Origin of the sequence: Bradyrhizobium genosp. SA-4 str. CB756 (genome assembly GCF_000473125.1) — a bacterium.
Lineage (GTDB): Bacteria > Pseudomonadota > Alphaproteobacteria > Rhizobiales > Xanthobacteraceae > Bradyrhizobium > Bradyrhizobium arachidis.
The window spans coordinates 542166-558430 of record NZ_KI421499.1 but is presented as its reverse complement, the minus strand read 5'-3'; the positions used below and the strand labels follow the sequence as shown (position 1 = coordinate 558430).

At 65.2% G+C, this 16265-nt stretch carries 15 protein-coding genes; 7 read left to right on the top strand and 8 right to left on the bottom strand.

Annotated features, from left to right (window positions below; all coding sequences use genetic code 11):
* The first annotated feature begins 3 nt into the window (after positions 1-3).
* The 4 genes from BRAGE_RS0102690 (at position 4) to BRAGE_RS0102675 (ending at position 3738) form a co-directional block, all read left to right on the top strand.
* Positions 4-1035, top strand: a complete 1032-nt coding sequence (locus BRAGE_RS0102690) for an NAD-dependent epimerase/dehydratase family protein (protein WP_027560577.1) — start codon at positions 4-6, stop codon at positions 1033-1035.
* Positions 1036-1062: 27 nt separating this feature from the next.
* Positions 1063-1689, top strand: coding sequence for a methyltransferase family protein (locus BRAGE_RS0102685; RefSeq protein WP_027560578.1), 627 nt, complete (start codon positions 1063-1065; stop codon positions 1687-1689).
* A gap of 309 nt (positions 1690-1998) precedes the next feature.
* On the top strand, positions 1999-2208 hold the full coding sequence (locus BRAGE_RS0102680; protein WP_027560579.1) for a hypothetical protein: 210 nt from the start codon (positions 1999-2001) through the stop codon (positions 2206-2208).
* 225 nt (positions 2209-2433) lie between these two features.
* Positions 2434-3738: a PQQ-dependent sugar dehydrogenase gene (locus tag BRAGE_RS0102675; RefSeq protein WP_027560580.1), complete on the top strand. Its 1305-nt coding sequence runs from the start codon at positions 2434-2436 to the stop codon at positions 3736-3738.
* Between the two features lie 170 nt (positions 3739-3908).
* On the opposite strand, the gene BRAGE_RS0102670 is transcribed toward BRAGE_RS0102675, so the two are convergent.
* Together BRAGE_RS0102670 and BRAGE_RS0102665 are read right to left on the bottom strand one after the other, a co-directional pair.
* Positions 3909-4733 carry an aspartate dehydrogenase gene (locus BRAGE_RS0102670; RefSeq protein WP_027560581.1) on the bottom strand — a complete coding sequence of 275 codons (825 nt, stop codon included), beginning with the start codon at positions 4731-4733 and terminating at the stop codon, positions 3909-3911.
* A gap of 37 nt (positions 4734-4770) precedes the next feature.
* A complete protein-coding gene (locus BRAGE_RS0102665) occupies positions 4771-5688 on the bottom strand; it encodes a LysR family transcriptional regulator (protein ID WP_027560582.1) in 918 nt (305 codons plus the stop codon).
* Positions 5689-5870: 182 nt separating this feature from the next.
* Here BRAGE_RS0102665 and BRAGE_RS0102660 point away from each other — a divergent pair, with 182 nt between their 5' ends.
* Positions 5871-7169, top strand: coding sequence for an MFS transporter (locus BRAGE_RS0102660; RefSeq protein WP_027560583.1), 1299 nt, complete (start codon positions 5871-5873; stop codon positions 7167-7169).
* A 21-nt stretch (positions 7170-7190) separates the two neighbouring features.
* Entirely contained in the window at positions 7191-8264 is a 1074-nt protein-coding gene (locus BRAGE_RS0102655) for a tartrate dehydrogenase (protein WP_027560584.1), read from the top strand.
* Between the two features lie 141 nt (positions 8265-8405).
* On the opposite strand, the gene BRAGE_RS0102650 is transcribed toward BRAGE_RS0102655, so the two are convergent.
* Both BRAGE_RS0102650 and BRAGE_RS0102645 read right to left on the bottom strand, forming a co-directional pair.
* The gene (locus tag BRAGE_RS0102650) at positions 8406-9251 is read right to left on the bottom strand and encodes a tetratricopeptide repeat protein (protein WP_245161721.1); all 846 of its coding nucleotides are present in this window, start codon (positions 9249-9251) and stop codon (positions 8406-8408) included.
* A 53-nt stretch (positions 9252-9304) separates the two neighbouring features.
* Positions 9305-9955: a FecR family protein gene (locus tag BRAGE_RS0102645; protein WP_027560586.1), complete on the bottom strand. Its 651-nt coding sequence runs from the start codon at positions 9953-9955 to the stop codon at positions 9305-9307.
* A gap of 351 nt (positions 9956-10306) precedes the next feature.
* Between BRAGE_RS0102645 and BRAGE_RS0102640 the strand changes: the two genes are divergently transcribed.
* Positions 10307-13630 carry a VCBS domain-containing protein gene (locus BRAGE_RS0102640; protein ID WP_084334501.1) on the top strand — a complete coding sequence of 1108 codons (3324 nt, stop codon included), beginning with the start codon at positions 10307-10309 and terminating at the stop codon, positions 13628-13630.
* A 37-nt stretch (positions 13631-13667) separates the two neighbouring features.
* Here the strand turns inward: BRAGE_RS0102640 and BRAGE_RS0102635 are convergent, their stop codons facing one another.
* The 4 genes from BRAGE_RS0102635 to BRAGE_RS47640 form a co-directional block, all read right to left on the bottom strand.
* Positions 13668-14603: a LysM peptidoglycan-binding domain-containing protein gene (locus BRAGE_RS0102635; RefSeq protein WP_027560588.1), complete on the bottom strand. Its 936-nt coding sequence runs from the start codon at positions 14601-14603 to the stop codon at positions 13668-13670.
* Positions 14604-14693: 90 nt separating this feature from the next.
* On the bottom strand, positions 14694-15056 hold the full coding sequence (locus BRAGE_RS0102630; protein ID WP_231164104.1) for a hypothetical protein: 363 nt from the start codon (positions 15054-15056) through the stop codon (positions 14694-14696).
* A complete protein-coding gene (locus BRAGE_RS0102625) occupies positions 15053-15307 on the bottom strand; it encodes a hypothetical protein (protein WP_027560590.1) in 255 nt (84 codons plus the stop codon). Before BRAGE_RS0102625 ends, BRAGE_RS0102630 begins: the two co-directional genes overlap by 4 nt.
* Before the next feature lie 57 nt (positions 15308-15364).
* The gene (locus BRAGE_RS47640) at positions 15365-16228 is read right to left on the bottom strand and encodes a DUF3313 domain-containing protein (protein WP_027560591.1); all 864 of its coding nucleotides are present in this window, start codon (positions 16226-16228) and stop codon (positions 15365-15367) included.
* Positions 16229-16265: the final 37 nt, after the last annotated feature.

The following is a 16265-nucleotide window of genomic DNA, read 5'->3' as shown; positions in this document are numbered from 1 at the left end:
TGCATGGCTCTCGTACTGGTTACCGGTGGCAGCGGCTTCATCGGACATCACCTCGTAGAAGCGCTCCGCGCCCGTGGGCAGCGGGTACGCGTTCTCGATGTCCGTGCGCCGGCCGCGGCGAACGCCGACGTTGAATATGTCCATGGCTCGGTGCTGGACGGCGCCGCGGTCGACGCTGCCGTCGCGGGCGTCGATCAGGTCTATCACCTCGCCGGCCTGCCCGGCATGTGGGTTGCCAACAAGCAGGATTTTCACGACGTCAATTGCCGCGGCACCGAGGTGGTGCTCGCAGCCGCGATGAAGCGCGGCGTGTCGCGCTTCCTGCACTGCTCGACGGAATCGATCCTGTTCCCCTATTCCGACCTGGGCGGCATTGCCGCCGAGGAGGCGCTGCAGCCGGCCGATGCGATGCCCGGCGCCTATACGCGCTCGAAGTCGCTCGCCGAGCATTTTGCGGCGAAGGCCGCAGCCAGCGGCTTCCCGCTGGTCATCGGCACGCCGACCATGCCGATCGGCGCCGCCGACCACAATCTGACGCCGCCGACCGCGATGCTCTGGTACTTCCTCCAGAAGAAGGTGCAGCCGCATCTCAACTTCCTGGTCAATCTGGTCGACGTCCGCGACGTCGCCATGGGCCTCGTGCTGACCATGGAGCGCGGCCGCCTCGGCCAGCGCTACATTCTCGGCGGCGACTGCGTCCCGCTCGGCCGCATCCTGCGGATGATGTCGGCGATGAGCGGCCGCCGGCAGTTTCCGATCGTCGTGCCCGGCAAGATCGCCGAGCTCTCCGCGATCATGCTCGAATCCATCTCCGACCACATCACGCGCCGGCCGCCGAACGGCACTGCCGAGGGCGTGCGCATCGCGCTCGCCGCGAGCGATCTTTCGATCGGGAAAGCCCGTAACGAGCTCGGCTATTCGCCACGCCCGATCGAGCCGGTGCTGCGCGAAACCATCACCCATCTGCTCGCCCGCAACGGCCAGCAGCCCTCCGGCGCCATCGAGCATCACGCGCTGTCCTCGCGCGCGGGCTGAAGCCGCCGCCCAACGCAAAGAACCTTCATGTCCTTCGATTTCAGCAAGCTTCTCTCCGTGGCCTGGGGTGGCTGGACCACGACCTGGCCGACCGAACTCCTGGCCCTAATCTGGCTCGCCTTTCTCGCCAGCTGGGTCGGCGCCTCGTTCTGGCAGGGGCAGACCAAGAAGCAGGTCATGACGCTGGAGTCGCAGCGCTATCGCCTGCCGATCCTGATCGGCGGCATCCTGTACACGCCGTTCATTGCGGAGGTCTTGGGCTGGAAGCCGCTCTGGGTGCTCGGCAACGCCGGCATCTACATCGCCGCGGTCCTCTCGGCCGCCGGCATCGCCTTCGCCTGGTGGGGCCGGCTGCATCTCGGAAAATTCTGGTCCAACACCATCACCCACAAGGAAGATCACCGCGTTATCGACACCGGCCCCTATGGCATCGTGCGTCACCCGATCTACACCGGTTTGATCTTCGGCATGCTCGTCACCGGCTTCGCGATCGGCAGCGTAACGACGATCCTCGGCGCCATCCTGATCTCGCTCGGCATGTGGCAGAAGGGCCGGATGGAAGAGGTGTTCCTGTCGAAGGAGCTCGGCGAGGACGCCTACGGCGCCTATTGCCGCCGTGTGCCGATGATCATCCCGTTCACGTCGCCGCGGTGAGCGCGGCTTCGGCTTCCGCCTCCCGCTTTCTCAGTGCAACGCTGCTACTAGCCCCGTCATCCTGAGGTGCGAGGCTTGCGATGCGGATGCATCGCGAGCCGAGCCTCGAAGGATGCACGGCCGAGATGCAGCCGGGCCGTCCATCCTTCGAGGCTCCCCATGCGGCGCCGTGCGCCACATGGCTCGCACCTCAGGATGACGGGGATGCGTCGCGAGCCCGGAACATTCCGCCACGGAACCGCCCCTCCACTCGTCCGTTAGCCCTCGACACCTGCACCAGAAGCAGAGCATCGAGCCGAGCATCAAACCATGTCGGACGCCTACGATTATTTCCGCGCGCATGCGATCGCCGCCGTCCGTAAGGCGCGGGCGCTGCCGCCCGGGCGTTCCAAGCAGAAGCAGCGCACGGTGGCGCGGGTCTATCATCTGCTGTCCCGCGAGGCTGCGCTCGCGCCCAACGTCCATCACCTCGATGACTTTCGCGCGGCGCGGCGGCTGGAGCGGCAGATCGGCCGCTGATCTTCTCTCCATGCAAAATTGGCCGGCTGCCATTCCGCGGGAATAGATGTCCGTCGAGTTCCCTGGCGGTTGACCTTTTTACCGCCAACCAGTTGGATGCGCGCGCAACGAGGCACGACGACATTTCATCGTTGATCTGGAGAGGTCGGCGATCAGGCCTGAGCCCGCGCGGGGTTTTTGGCGATCGGCGTTGGACGGTGCCGCAGGATTCGACAGGGGCGTCTCATGACTTTTTCCAGCATCTTCGCGCAGTTCGTCGCGTTACTCGGCGGCATCGCGCTGCAATGGCGCAAACTGTCGGGCACCGAGCCCGCGCCGGCCTGGGGCCAGACGCCCGCCATTCCCGAAGCCAAGCCGCAAGGCGCGATCCCGACCCTGAAGATGCCGACCGCGCGCGGCTGGAGCGAGGGCCACAAGCCGACCGTCGCGCCCGGCCTCAAGGTCAACGCATTCGCGAGCGGCCTCGACCATCCGCGCTGGATCGAGGTGCTGCCCAATGGCGACGTGCTGATCGCCGAAGCGACGCAGATCGCAGGTCCCCCGCGCAGCGTGTTTCACTACGCGATGCAGGCGACGATGCGGCGCGCCGCCGCGCTCGGCGTGTCCGCCAATCGCATCACGCTGCTGCGCGACAAGGACGGCGACGGCGTCGCCGAAGTCCGCGGCGCCTTCATGGAGAATCTCAACCAGCCGTTCGGCATGGCGCTGGTCGGCGACACCTTCTACGTCGGTAACACCGACGGCGTGATGGCCTTCCCTTATGTCGCCAACGCCGACCGCATCACCGCGCCGGGCAAGCGGCTCACCACGTTCAAGCCGAGCGGCCACTGGACGCGCAGCCTGCTTGCAAGCCCCGACGGCAAGAAGCTCTATGCCGGCGTCGGCTCGCTCAGCAACATCGCCGAGATGGGCATGGAAGTCGAGGAAGGCCGCGCCGCGGTCTACGAGCTCGATCTCGCCGCCGGCACGCATCGCATCTTTGGTGCGGGCCTGCGCAATCCCGTGGGCCTTGCGTGGGAGCCGAACACGGGCGTGCTCTGGACCGTCGTCAACGAGCGCGACGGCCTCGGCGACGAGACGCCGCCCGATTACCTGACCTCGGTGCGCGACGGTGGCTTCTATGGCTGGCCCTATTGCTACTGGGGCAAGACGGTGGACGACCGCGTGCCGCAGGATCCGGCGATGGTGGCCAAGGCGCTGCAGCCGGACTACGCGCTCGGCGGCCACACGGCTTCGCTCGGCCTGTGCTGGATGCCCGCAGGGACCCTGCCCGGCTTCGGAGACGGCATGGTGATCGGCCAGCACGGCTCGTGGAATCGCAGCACGCTGTCCGGCTACAAGCTGGTGTTCATCCCGTTCGCGAACGGCAAGCCGTCCGGCCCCGGTCGCGACATCCTGTCGGGATTCCTGTCGCCGGACGAGAAGGAATCCTACGGCCGTCCGGTCGGCGTCGTGATCGGCCCCGACAAGAAGTCGCTGCTGATGGCCGACGACGTCGGCAACGTGATCTGGCGCGTGACGGGGGCGTAAGACGAGATAGGCGCCACGGGCTAGGTGCACCTCTCCCGCTTGCGGGAGAGGTCGGCGCAACGCGCCGGGTGAGGCTTTTCTTCTTCGTTGCGGAGACACCCTCTCCCCAACCCTCCCCCGCAAGCGGGGGAGGGAGCGCACCACCACCGGCGCTATGAAGCCTCACCCCATTACGTCCCCACGCACAGCGTGGCGCGCTGCTTGCGCAGCAGCGCGATCACGGACAGCGCGGTGATCATTCCCGTCTTGGGGTTCTCGGACGGAACGTTCTCGATGCCCATCGAGAACCGCGCCGAATCCGCCTCCACCTCGATGCGGTGAACATTGCGCGTCACGGTGGGGTCGGCCCAGACCTGCATCTGAGTGCGATCGGGCCCGATGCCCGCCAGCGACAGCGCAACAGCGACATTGACGTTCGCGGGGAAGCCCTTCGCCGCCTCGCGCGCGCTGCCCTCGAACAGTTTCAGCGGCTCGCGCAGATTGTCGATGTCGATGTTGTTCTGAACGATGAACGGTGCGCCCTTCAGACCGTCGATCGGCTTGCGCGTCACCATCTTCACCGAATGGATGGTGCCGACCGCGGCGGCGTTGACGGCATCGAGGCCGATCAGTGCGCCGGTCGGCACGAGGATGCGGCCGCCATTGGCGCGGGCAAGATCAACGAGGTCGAAATTGTCGAGCAGGCCACCGACGCTGACCACGACCGCGGCTTTGCCCCGCTTCACCGCGGGCTCGACGATGGAGCGCAGATGATTGCTCGGCGCGCATTCGACCACGATGTCGGCGGCGTCGCCGAGCTGGTCGATGGGCATGACTTTCGGTGGGCGGCGCAAACTGCCCAGAAAGGCCTGATGCTTGGCGGGATCGCGCACGGCCACCGCGGACAGCGCCAATCCTTCGATGCCCTGATCCAGCGCGGTCGCGATCTTGGTGCCGATCGAGCCCAATCCGGCGATGGCAACCTGCAACTCGTTCGGCGCTTTCGGTTCAGTCATCGCATCCACCTTTGGTCCAAGCCTACGTCATAGCCCCTCACGCTTCCCGCGCATAGCTGCGCAGGCGCGCCTCCAGCACCGCCAGCATGGCATCGCGGGCCGGGTCGCGCGAGCCGCGCAGCCAGGCGGCGGCAAGCGGCAGGCGGCCGACCGGGCCGGTCTTCCTCAGTCGCAGCGGCACGAAGCGCACGCCTGAGACCGCCATCCGCGTGGTCCAGCGCGGCACGATGGCAACGCCGAGCCTGGTTGCCACCAAGTTGATGATGGTCTGCTTCTCGTCGGCGACCTGCACGATGCGCGGCGTCAACCCGGCCTGCTCGAACAGCTTGATCGTGAGGTCGTGGCTGTGCGGCCGCGAACGGCGGTCCGGCACCAGCATCGCCTCGTCGGCGATGTCGGCGAGCGTGATCGATTTGCGCGCGGCCAACGCATGCCGCTGCGGGAACGCAACGATGGCGGTCTCCTGGAGCAGATCGCGGAATTCGAGCCGCTTGTCCGCACGATCGGGCGGACGGACGAAGGCGAGATCGAGCGCGCCGGTCAAAATCTTCGGCAGCAGCCGGACGGTCTTGTCCTCCAGCAGCTGCACCGCAATTTCCGGATGCCTGGCGCGGAAATCACGCAAGAGCGGCGGCAAGAGCCCGGCTGCCGCACTGTCGATGGCGCCAACCCGCAGCCGCCGCGCGGCTCCCGCACGCGGGCGGTTGCGCAAATTGCTTTCGACCGCCTCGACCCTGGCGAGGATGGCGCGGGCATCGCGCAGCAGCGTCGTGCCGTCATCTGTCAGCGACACCGCGCGCGTCGTCCGCGCGAACAGCCGCGTGCCGAGGTCTTCCTCCAGCAGCCTGATCTGCCGGCCGAGCGCCGAGGGCAGCATCTGGAGCTGCTGCGCCGCGCGGCCGAAATGCAGCTGCTCGGCCGCCGCCACGAAGCATCGAAGCTGATGCAATTCCATTCGCCGTCCTCTCGTCCACACGGCCATGACGCCGTGGAAGCACGCCCGGCGAGGATTATATCATTTTTTTGTATAAACCAGCGCCAATTGAGTATGCCTCCTGCCCCCGCCTAGGCTTGCTGCTGGCATCGACCTTCCGGGTCCGCCGACACAACAACAAACCGGAACCTGAGGAGGCCAGGGTGGCGAGCGAGATTCAGACGCGCGTGCTGCGCAAGATCACCTGGCGCATCGTTCCCTTCATCATGCTGCTGTACTTCGTGGCCTTCATCGACCGCGTCAACATCGGCTTTGCCTCGCTGACGATGAACAAGGACATCGGCCTGTCGCCCGCGGTCTACGGCTTTGGAGCCGGCATCTTCTTCTGGGGCTATTTCCTGTTCGAGGTGCCCTCCAACATCATCCTGCACAAGGTCGGTGCGCGGATATGGATCGCGCGGGTCATGATCACCTGGGGTCTCGTCTCGGCCGCAATGGCGTTCGTGCAAGGGGCGACCAGCTTCTACATCCTGCGCTTCCTGCTCGGCGTCGCCGAGGCCGGCTTCTTCCCCGGCATCATCCTCTATCTCTCCTACTGGTTCCCGGCGCGCCAGCGCGCCGCGGTGACCGCGCTGTTCATGGCGGCCGCGCCGCTCTCGACGGTGCTGGGCTCGCCAATCTCAGGCGCGCTGCTGGAGATGGACGGTCTGCTCGGCTTCAAGGGCTGGCAATGGCTGTTCGTGCTCGAGGCGTTGCCGGCCGTGCTGCTCGGCTTCGTCGTGCTGGGCTTTCTCACCGATCGCCCCGAGAAAGCAAAATGGCTTGCCGAGGACGAGCGTCGCTGGCTGGTCGAGACCATGAATGCGGAGACCACCAGCAAGGCCGCGACCGCAAGCCACAGCATCTGGCGCGGGCTCGCCGATCCCCGCGTGCTGGCGCTGTCGCTGATCTATTTCGGCACCTCGGCCGGCCTCTACACGCTCGGCGTCTGGGCGCCGCAGATCATCAAGCAGTTCGGCCTGTCCTCGCTCCAGGTCGGTTTCCTCAACGCATTGCCGGCAACCGCCGCCGTCGTCGCCATGATCCTGTGGGCCCGGCATTCGGACCGCACCGGCGAGCGCACCTGGCACGTCGTGTGGGCCTGCCTGATTGCGGCCGCGGGCCTCGCCTATGCCGGACTTGCCGCGGGCGTCGTCGCCGTGCTGCTCGCGCTGACGCTCGTCAACATCGGCATCTCCTCGGCCAAGCCGCCGCTGTGGAGCATGCCGACGCTGTTCCTGTCCGGCCCCGCGGCTGCCGCCGGCATCGCCACCATCAACTCGATCGGCAATCTCGGCGGCTTCGTCGGCCCCGCCATGATCGGCTGGATCAAGGACCAGACCGGCAGCTTTGTCGGCGGGCTCTATTTCGTCAGCGGCCTGCTCGTTCTCTCCGCAGCCCTCACTTTGCTATTGTCGCGCGCAAAGACTGCGCCCGTCGAACCCGTCCCGCAATCCCACTGACACCCCAAACGGAGCATCTTCATGCGCACCCATTCGATCGCAGCCATTCCCGCCGACGGCATCGGCCCCGAGGTGATCTCGGCCGGCGTCCGCGTGCTGGAGGCTCTCGCAAAACGCAGCGGCGACCTCGCCTTCAACGTCAAAACGTTCGACTGGGGCTCGGACTATTACAAGAAGCACGGCGTGATGATGCCGGCCGATGGCCTCGCCGAGCTGAAGAAGTTCGACGCGATCTATTTCGGCGCGGTCGGCGCGCCCGACGTGCCCGACCACATCACGCTGTGGGGCCTGCGCCTGCCGATCTGCCAGGGCTTTGACCAATATGCCAATGTGCGGCCGACCAAGATTTTGCCGGGCGTCGCCTCGCCGCTGCGCAATGTCGGCGTCGGCGATCTCGACTGGGTGATCGTGCGCGAGAATTCGGAAGGCGAATATGCCGGCATGGGCGGCCGCGCCCACAAGGGACTGCCGGAAGAGGTCGGCACGGAAGTCGCCGTGTTCACCCGCGTCGGCATCACCCGCATCATGCGCTATGCGTTCCAGCTGGCGCAGTCGCGGCCGCGCAAACTGCTCACCGTCGTGACCAAGTCGAACGCGCAGCGCCACGGTATGGTGATGTGGGACGAGATCGCCGCCGAGGTCGCGACCGAATTCCCCGACGTGACCTGGGACAAGATGCTGGTCGACGCCATGACGGTGCGCATGACGCTGCATCCGAAGAGCCTCGACACCATCGTTGCGACCAATCTGCACGCCGACATCCTCTCGGACCTTGCCGGCGCGCTGGCAGGGAGCCTCGGCGTGGCGCCGACCGGCAACATCGATCCGCAGCGCCGCTTCCCCTCGATGTTCGAGCCGATCCATGGCTCGGCCTTCGACATCACCGGCAAGGGCATTGCCAATCCGGTCGCGACGTTCTGGACCGGCGCGCAGATGCTCGAGCATCTCGGCGAGAAAGACGCGGCTGTGCGGTTGATGAAGGCGGTCGAGCGCGTCTGCGCGGCCGGCGTGCTGACGCCCGATGTCGGCGGCAAGGCGACGACGAAGGAAGTCACGGATGCCGTGATCGATGCGATCCACGGCTCGAACGTGTAGCGGACTGAGGAGCCGGCGGTCGAACCGACATCCGACGCCAGGCTGGCCGAGGGGGGCTCCGCGCGCGGGAGCGTCGAGCCCCCTCCATCAACTTCGCGATCCTCTATTCCGCGAACTCAAACGACCTCCCGCGGCCTCGCCTCACTTGACGCCATGGCGGGCGAAGTCATCGCCGATCTTGGCCTCGATGATCCTCGCTGCCGAGATGTCGCTGTCGCCGCCGGTTTGGTCACCCTGCCTGAGCTTGGCAAGTCCACGCCCATAAAGCGCGCTTGCCAGCTTCGGCTCGACGCGCAACGCCGCATTATAGTCGTCGATGGCCGCGGCGAGTTGGCCCATCTTCAGATGGATCAGCGCACGCGAGTCGTAGGCCGCGGCACTGTCCGATCCCGACTGGAGCGCCCTGTTGCAGTCGTCGAGCCCGGCCTCGAGATTGCCGAGGGCGGCCCGTATCCAGCAACGTCCGCTCCAGGCAAGATTCGAATTCGGGTCGAGACGAATCGCCTCGTCGAAGTCGCGCGCGGCGCGCTCGTACTCGTTCATCTTAATGTAGGCTTCGGCTCGGTTGACGAAGGCACCGCCATAGTTGGGATTGAGCTTGATGGCCTCGTCGAAAGCCTTCACCGCGACGTCATACGCCCCCTTCTTCAGATAGGCCACGCCGCGATTGTTGACCGGTTTGACGTAACCCGAGGCGAGCTCGATCGCCTGATCGAAATCCTTGATCGCGAGGTCGTACTCCGCCGTCACGACGTAAGCATTGCCGCGATTGTTGTAGGCGACGGCCAGCGCGTCCGCATTGGCCTCACCCGAACCAATGAGCGCCGTGCAGCCGACGATCCTGGCTTGAGGCGGAACGTCCGCGCCGTTGCACAGTTCGATGCTCTTGAGATTGCTGTTTTCCTGCGGCTGTCGCGCCGCTGCCGGTGAGCCGACCAACAGCAAAACGAGGATGGTCGCCGCGCCGTCGATGAGAGCGCCCCTCATACTCATGTCCGTAACGGCTCCCACTGCAATGGATGACGCAGCGCGGAATCGCTTCAGCATCCTCGGCAGATGGTCAGCTTGCGATTGGCTGCGTCTGCGGGCTGCTGCGGCGGGGCGGCTGCACGCTTCTTCAGCGCCTTGCTCTTGCCCTCTTCGATCAGAGTGGAGAATCTGGTGGAACCATCATCCTGGATTTCGATGTGCGGCGTGGTGCCTCGGATTCCCATGGTCGCGACGGGCGTATCCACCTTCATGTCGCCGGTCTTGGCGACCTTGCCGGCAACAAACGTGGCCGTTCCCTTGGTCAGATTGAAAAACGTCGCATTCGACTTCCCCTCCGGCTCGTACACATACTCGTCCAACGTCATGAGAGCGTTGCTGGACAGATTGAACGACGAGCCGTCGGTGAAGTTGATGCTGACCCGGCTGTCGACCTCGGTTCGCACCACGTCGCCCAGATATACGACATCGCCAACCTTGGTTTGGCCGGCCTGATCGCCAAGGCTCGCCTGGACCACGACCGCACCCTTGTGCTCGATCGTGACCACGCCGGTGACGCGGATGACCTTACCGATGAGTTTTGGCGCAACATCCTGGACGGCGGGCTTCACAGAATCGACTTGCGCTTGCGCGGGCCCAGAGAGGGTACTTGCAAATACCCAAACGAAACCGGTCGCGAAAGCTGCAATCGTCTGTCTGCACATGACCCGCCATCTCCGAGAAGATCTCGTTCGCATGGCCGCGCGATGGGCTCTTTGAACCTCGGCGGCGCCCGCACGTCGTGCATCGCGGAATCTACCACCTGAAGCGGCCCCATGGACCAGCCTACAAATGGAGTACTCCTTTTGCGTTTTCCACCGTCGCGCCGGGGCGCTTAAGCTCGCAGGAAGGGGGGCCCTGCTCCTGGCTGGCCCCGCAGGGATCGAGTTTCAAAACGTTTTCGGCGTGCAGGGCCCAATCAGCCGACGCCAGTGCATTCTGTTTCTGTGGCGTAGGCAAGACCAACAAGACTGCGGCATCGCGCTGAGCCAGAATTGTCCAGCAGGCGAGGCCCAATGTTGGTTGCGTCCGGCGTTGAACTCTCGGATGAGGCCGTCGCGATCCCGCCTCACCAAATCATCGGCATCGTTCAGACGGCGATTGGTCGCACAACTCTCACGCGAGACAACTCCGCGGCAATACAGGTCAGCGTTGGCGCCCCTGTCTGTCATGGTGACACAATCGAGACTGCCGCGGACGGACAGGTCGGAATTCTGCTCGTCGACGGCACCGTCTTCAATCTCGCCGGCGGAGCCCGGATCGAGGTGAGCGATTTCGTCTACGATCCCAACGACACCGTGCGCGCGATCGTGCTTGCGGTGACCAGAGGAAGCTTTTCCTTCGCAGCCGGCCGGCTGGGCAGCGGCGGCACTCTGACGGTCGACACGCCGTTGGGAAGCCTTCGCGGCCGCTCCTATTCGAGCGGTTTCGGAATACTGACGCTTGCGGCGCTGACCTTCTCGATGATGCCGGACGCAAACGCCGCGGACCCCGACGCCACATTCCTGGATGACGACAAGATCAATTACAAAGACCTTCAGCACGGCTCCTTCGAGCTCATCACCAAGGAGGCGGTGCCGCGACACATCATCGTCGAAGATCCCGGCGAGACCATCGTCCTGAACAGGATCGGCTCCTCGGTCAGGGTCGATCAGGTCGCCAATAGTGCTACGCGAATGGAGGAGTTGCAGTCGGCGCAACAGGACGTGCTCGCCAATCTCACGCGGGGGCCGACGGGATCGAGCACACCTCCTTTCGGCGATTCACTCTCGATTCAGCATATCAATTTCACGTCGCATGACTCGACTAGGCCGCAAGACCCGCTTCCGCCGCTGCCGCCGTTCGACATCCCTGTTCCCATCATCATACATACGCCGCCGTCTCTGGGCCTGCCCGCCGGACCGGTCGAAGTCGACACGATCCATTTCGACCAGTTCACCACGGCGAGCGGTACTTTCACGGCCAACAGTTCCGAGACCGGCGCCGTACTGGCCTTCGGCCTCAGCGGGGGAACAGCCGGCAGCACGACACTGAATGGGGTGACCTACAATCTTTCGCAGGCGGGTCCCTTTGGCACCCTTTTCCTGAACAGCACGTCCGGCGCCTACGCCTTCGTTCCGAACAACGATGCAATCAACGCCCTGCAATCGCCGACGACGACGAGCTTCCTCATCACAGTTTCGGACGGCTCGCTCTCGGTGGGTCAGGCCTTCACGATCAACATCAACGGCGCCAACGACGCGGCTATCATCTCAGGCAACGTCAATGGCACGGTGGCGGAGGCAGGCGGTGCCACCAATGCGGCGCCTGGCGCGCCAACGGCAACCGGCACGCTCACGGATGTGGACGTCGACAACCTGCCCAATACGTTCGCGGCGGTCAGTTCGCCGACCATGAGCACGGGTGGCTATGGCTTCTTCACGATCACGGCAGCCGGCGTGTGGACCTACATGCTCGACAACACCAATCATGCGGTCCAGGCCCTCAATGTCGGGGACACCCTGACCGATACCTTGACGGTGACCAGCATCGACGGCACCCCGCAAGTCGTCACGATCACGATCCATGGCAGCAACGACGCCGCCATCATCTCCGGCACCGCCGCCGGTGCTGTTATCGAAGGCAGCTGCACCTCGCCCGGTACGTCGATCGCGACGGGCATGCTTGCCGATGTCGACGTCGACAATCCGTCCAACACCTTCGTGGCGGCCGGCTCGCCGACGGCGAGCGTGGGCGGCTACGGCAGCTTTACGATGACAGCCGCCGGCGTGTGGACCTACACACTCGACAATGCCAACACCAAGGTACAGGCGCTCAACAACGGCCAGACGCTGACCGACAGCTTCACGGTAACCACGATCGATGGCACCGCACAGGTGGTGACGATCACCATCAACGGCAGCAACGATGCGGCCGTCATTTCCGGACAGACGGCCGGCTGCGTGATCGAGGCCGGGGGCATCGCCAACGGGAAGCCCGGGACGCCGGTCGCCTGCGGTACACTGACCGACACCGATCCCGACAATCCGTCGAACACCTTCGTCGCGGTGAGCTCGCCCAAGCCGAGCGCAGGCGGCTTCGGCACCTTCACGATGACGGCGTGTGGCACGTGGACCTACACGCTCGACAACTGCAACAGCACCGTGCAGGCGCTGAATGCCTGCGGCACGCTGACCGACACATTCACTGTGACGACCATCGACGGTACGCCGCAGGTGGTGACCATCAAGATCTTCGGCACGAATGACGCCGCAATCATTTGTGGCACCACGACAGGCTCGGTGCTCGAGGCGGGCGCAATCTCACCCGGCAGGCCAGTCGCGGTTGGCACGCTCACCGATACCGATGTCGACAATCCGGCCAACAGCTTCACCGCCGTGACCTCGCCGACTGCAAGCGACTGCGGCTACGGCACCTTCACGATGAGCGCCACCGGCGTATGGACCTATACGCTCGACAACTGCAACAGCGTGGTCAACGCACTCGATACCTGCGATACTCTCAGCGATCATTTCACGGTGACAAGCATCGACGGCACCAAGCAAGAGGTGACGATCTCGATCCATGGCGCCAGCGACTGCGACACCAACGACTTCGACAATCTGGCCACAGGGACGACCGTGGTATCGGATCCTCCGTTCGTCGGCGGGCCCCCCGGACACGATAGCATCGCTGACACGACGGCCGAGACCCTCCCCGTCGACCAGATCTCCGCGGCTCAAGCAGCCGACGCGAACCATAGCCTTGATGCCGGTCAAAGCCGGACCGGGCCGAGCGAGCATCCCGGCTCTTCCGACTCGGCCGGGACTGCGACACCCGGCCTCTTGGAAGTAGCGAGCGTTTCGCCATTGGCGGACTTCAAGTTCGTCTTTGAGCAAATTGGAAAAGACGACAGCAACCATTCGATGTCGATCAGTCCGATCAGCACTGCAACCGAAAGTCATTCGGGACTGGAAGTTCCTTTCAGCACACCGGACGGCTTCCACTTTGCATCCGCCCAACACACCAACAGCGGCAAGGCTGCCGAGGCGCCTGGCGATGCGAGCGCCGCCGATACCGGGGGCGCGCTTGATACTCAGCTGCATTCCAAGGCCAACGGCGCGTCTGGCTCAGAAGCAAATCCGCACGCAGCAGACAATTTTAAATTCCTGAATCCGGGTCACGAGAAATCGAGCACCGCCGTCGTGGACGATCTTCCGTCACCGCCCGATCAGCACGGACACGCGGGAGAGACCAAGGGACATGCTGACGCGGCGCCAATGACCGAGGCTTCGCATACGGACAATGGTGCTCACAACGGACACGTCGACCATCCTGTGCAGCACGATCTCATCGTGTGAGGCTGGCCGCGCAGCAAGCCCCGGATCCGCAGCGATGCTACCGCCGGCCTGGCGGCGCAGCCATGGCAGCGGCAGGCTCGGGCGGCGTCAGGTGGCGCGGGACGATGATGGTCTGGCCGGGCGTGAGCTGCGCGTTCTCGGCCAGCGAGTTGCTCTGCGCGAGCGTCCACAGCGGCACGCGGTTGGCTGCGGCGATGCTCTCCAGGGTGTCGCCGCGGCGTACCGGCACGCGCACCCCGCTGTCCCATAATTCGACCAGCGTATCGCCCGGCACGAGATAGCGCAGCGGCACGGCATCGGCCTGGGTCTGCGGCGGAATGCGCGGCAGCTGCGTCACCATCTCGATGATCTGGCGATGGATGTCGTCCGACTTCTCGATGTTGATATGCGAGACGCGCGCGTTTTCCTTAAGGTCGTAGCTCGCATAGTGACCGCGATAGCCGGGCACCGCCACGACGTCGCCGCCGCCGAGCACGCTGTCGGACATGAAGATGTTGATGAAGCGCTCGACATTGAGTGGCACGTCGCCGGTCGCATGCGCGGGGTCGATGGCGACCACGAGGCTGATCGGGATGTTCTCCTTGGCCGCCATCTCGGAGATCACGATCGAGCACAGCCCGCCCATGGAATGGCCGATCAGCACGATCGGTGCGGGGCTCTCCTTGTAGCTGGCGATGGCGCGGTTGCCGATCAGCCGGCAGATGGTGAATTCGTAGACGTCCGCCGAGAAGCCGGCCTTGGTCAGCTTCTCGCTGAGCCGGTCCATGCCGGTCGAGAAGATCGGGCCCATAGCGCCGCGGAACAGGTAGATTTTCGGCGGCGGCAGCGGCTCGAAGGGCGCGGCAGGCGGAGCGACGGGTACGGCAGGGGCCGCCGCCGGCTTCGACTTGGCCGGGGACGCCGCAGCCACGACGGGATACAAGGCGAGCAGCGCAAACGCTGCCAGCACGACAACTCGCCTCAAATCGATCATCAGATCAGCCGTCCCACCACAGGAGGTATTACGCCCCTCCCCACGGGGGCTTAGTGACCACCGATTGGGTGGATTTTGGGGCATGGAACCTCAACTGAACGGAGCCCATGGCTGGGCTTCGCAGGCATCCAGGATCACCGAACTCTGGATGCCCTTGTAGGCATCATCGTCGAAAAAGACCGAATAGGCGGGCGACCTGCCGCCCGCCGACCCGCGCTGCCTCAGGCAGACGAAATACGATCCCGGCCCGTGGTCGCTCTGGCGGACGTCGGTTGTCTCGAGTCCGCCGGTCAGCTTGACCTCGGCGGCCGCTTTCTTGACGCCCTCCTGCAACGCCTTGGCGCCCGGCGGACGCGGAGGATGATAGGCAGGAGGCAGATTCGCGCTCGTTGCGCATCCCGCGAGCAACAGCGTCAGGACGGCGGACAAGGCCGCCAGAGACCGGCGCCTCATCCCTGGGTCAGGAAGAGATAGAGGCAGCCCGCGACGGTCGGCAGAAACGCGACCAGGGCCGTCATCCAGAAGCCGGACTCGAGCATCGCCTCCTGATCATCCGTCTCGCCGGCCACACGCCGATCCGCGACCGTGCGGCTCCACGCTTCGTCAGCCGTGAACAGGGGGACGCTCCTCGCTCGCGCATCGTGGCGCGCTGCGCTTTGGCGCAAAGCGCGCTCGGAAGGGCGTGTCGTTCCGGATGTCAGCATGTGATGTCTCTGATCGGCTATCGATGTGTTGAGCTCGGAGATCAGCGCGCAGCCGCATTACTGCGTCAGCGGCTGCTCTGAACCCGGCCCGGGCGGCGACGCCGGGTCTGGACTGTTGGCCGGACTGTCCTTGGCGCCGGAATCCGTCCAGGCCGGCGGCAGGCCGAGCCCCTGCCCCGCAAGGCCGGTCAGGCCTGGAAAGCGCCCGAACGCCTCGCACGCGACGTATTTCGGTGCGCCGCCGAGCCGCACGGGAATGCTCTCCATCGGCGGCAGGGCAGCGATACCACCGAACGGCGACTCTCCGGTCGTGACCAGCTTGGCGAAGTCCGCGCCGAAATCGGCGGCGAGATCGTAGGCATCGCCTTCGTTGGCGACGCGCGCGGAATTCGAGATGGAATTGGCGCTGCGCGCCCACACCATGGCTGCTTTCTGAAATCCGGCGAAGTCGCGCGCTTCCGCTTCGACCGACAGACTGCCGAGGCCGACCGGAAGCCGCGGCACCGGCACGGGTACGCCGGGAAGCGCGACGGTCTTGGCGATCGACAGGGCTTTCGACGCGCCGGAGGCAGTCGCGCTGGTCGGCGTGGCATGCGTCACCGTCGCCTGAACCGTGAGGTCGGCGTCGTCATCGTTGGAGACGATACGGAAGCGCTCGCTCAAGCGGAGACAAAGTTCGCGGCTGACGGCGTTGGCGACGAGGCGGCGCTCTTTGTCGTTCAGCGCAACGCCAGGGCGCGCAGGAAACGCGGTCGATGCGATCCGGATCGTCTTCGCCGCGAGCAAGTCCTTCTTGTTCATCCGGATCTGCGACCGCGTCACCAGTCCGTTCGCATCCGACATCCGGTCGTAGCTCCTGAGCGAGCCGGCCCGTTCGAGCGGCGCGGTCGCGCAGCCACCGAGCGCCAGCGCGACGCTCATCAGGGCCGTCCGTGGCAAGCGCATGGTCCCATTCCCG

Coding starts and splice junctions, on each gene's coding strand:
- BRAGE_RS0102670 (WP_027560581.1), bottom strand. CDS start 4,733: ATGACTGAACCGAAAGCGCCGAACGAGTTGCAGGTTGCCATCGCCGGA.
- BRAGE_RS0102690 (WP_027560577.1), top strand. CDS start 4: ATGGCTCTCGTACTGGTTACCGGTGGCAGCGGCTTCATCGGACATCAC.
- BRAGE_RS0102650 (WP_245161721.1), bottom strand. CDS start 9,251: ATGAGGGGCGCTCTCATCGACGGCGCGGCGACCATCCTCGTTTTGCTG.
- BRAGE_RS0102640 (WP_084334501.1), top strand. CDS start 10,307: ATGTTGGTTGCGTCCGGCGTTGAACTCTCGGATGAGGCCGTCGCGATC.
- BRAGE_RS0102655 (WP_027560584.1), top strand. CDS start 7,191: ATGCGCACCCATTCGATCGCAGCCATTCCCGCCGACGGCATCGGCCCC.
- BRAGE_RS0102685 (WP_027560578.1), top strand. CDS start 1,063: ATGTCCTTCGATTTCAGCAAGCTTCTCTCCGTGGCCTGGGGTGGCTGG.
- BRAGE_RS0102635 (WP_027560588.1), bottom strand. CDS start 14,603: ATGATCGATTTGAGGCGAGTTGTCGTGCTGGCAGCGTTTGCGCTGCTC.
- BRAGE_RS0102665 (WP_027560582.1), bottom strand. CDS start 5,688: ATGGAATTGCATCAGCTTCGATGCTTCGTGGCGGCGGCCGAGCAGCTG.
- BRAGE_RS0102630 (WP_231164104.1), bottom strand. CDS start 15,056: ATGAGGCGCCGGTCTCTGGCGGCCTTGTCCGCCGTCCTGACGCTGTTG.
- BRAGE_RS0102645 (WP_027560586.1), bottom strand. CDS start 9,955: ATGTGCAGACAGACGATTGCAGCTTTCGCGACCGGTTTCGTTTGGGTA.
- BRAGE_RS0102675 (WP_027560580.1), top strand. CDS start 2,434: ATGACTTTTTCCAGCATCTTCGCGCAGTTCGTCGCGTTACTCGGCGGC.
- BRAGE_RS0102680 (WP_027560579.1), top strand. CDS start 1,999: ATGTCGGACGCCTACGATTATTTCCGCGCGCATGCGATCGCCGCCGTC.
- BRAGE_RS0102625 (WP_027560590.1), bottom strand. CDS start 15,307: ATGCTGACATCCGGAACGACACGCCCTTCCGAGCGCGCTTTGCGCCAA.
- BRAGE_RS47640 (WP_027560591.1), bottom strand. CDS start 16,228: ATGAGCGTCGCGCTGGCGCTCGGTGGCTGCGCGACCGCGCCGCTCGAA.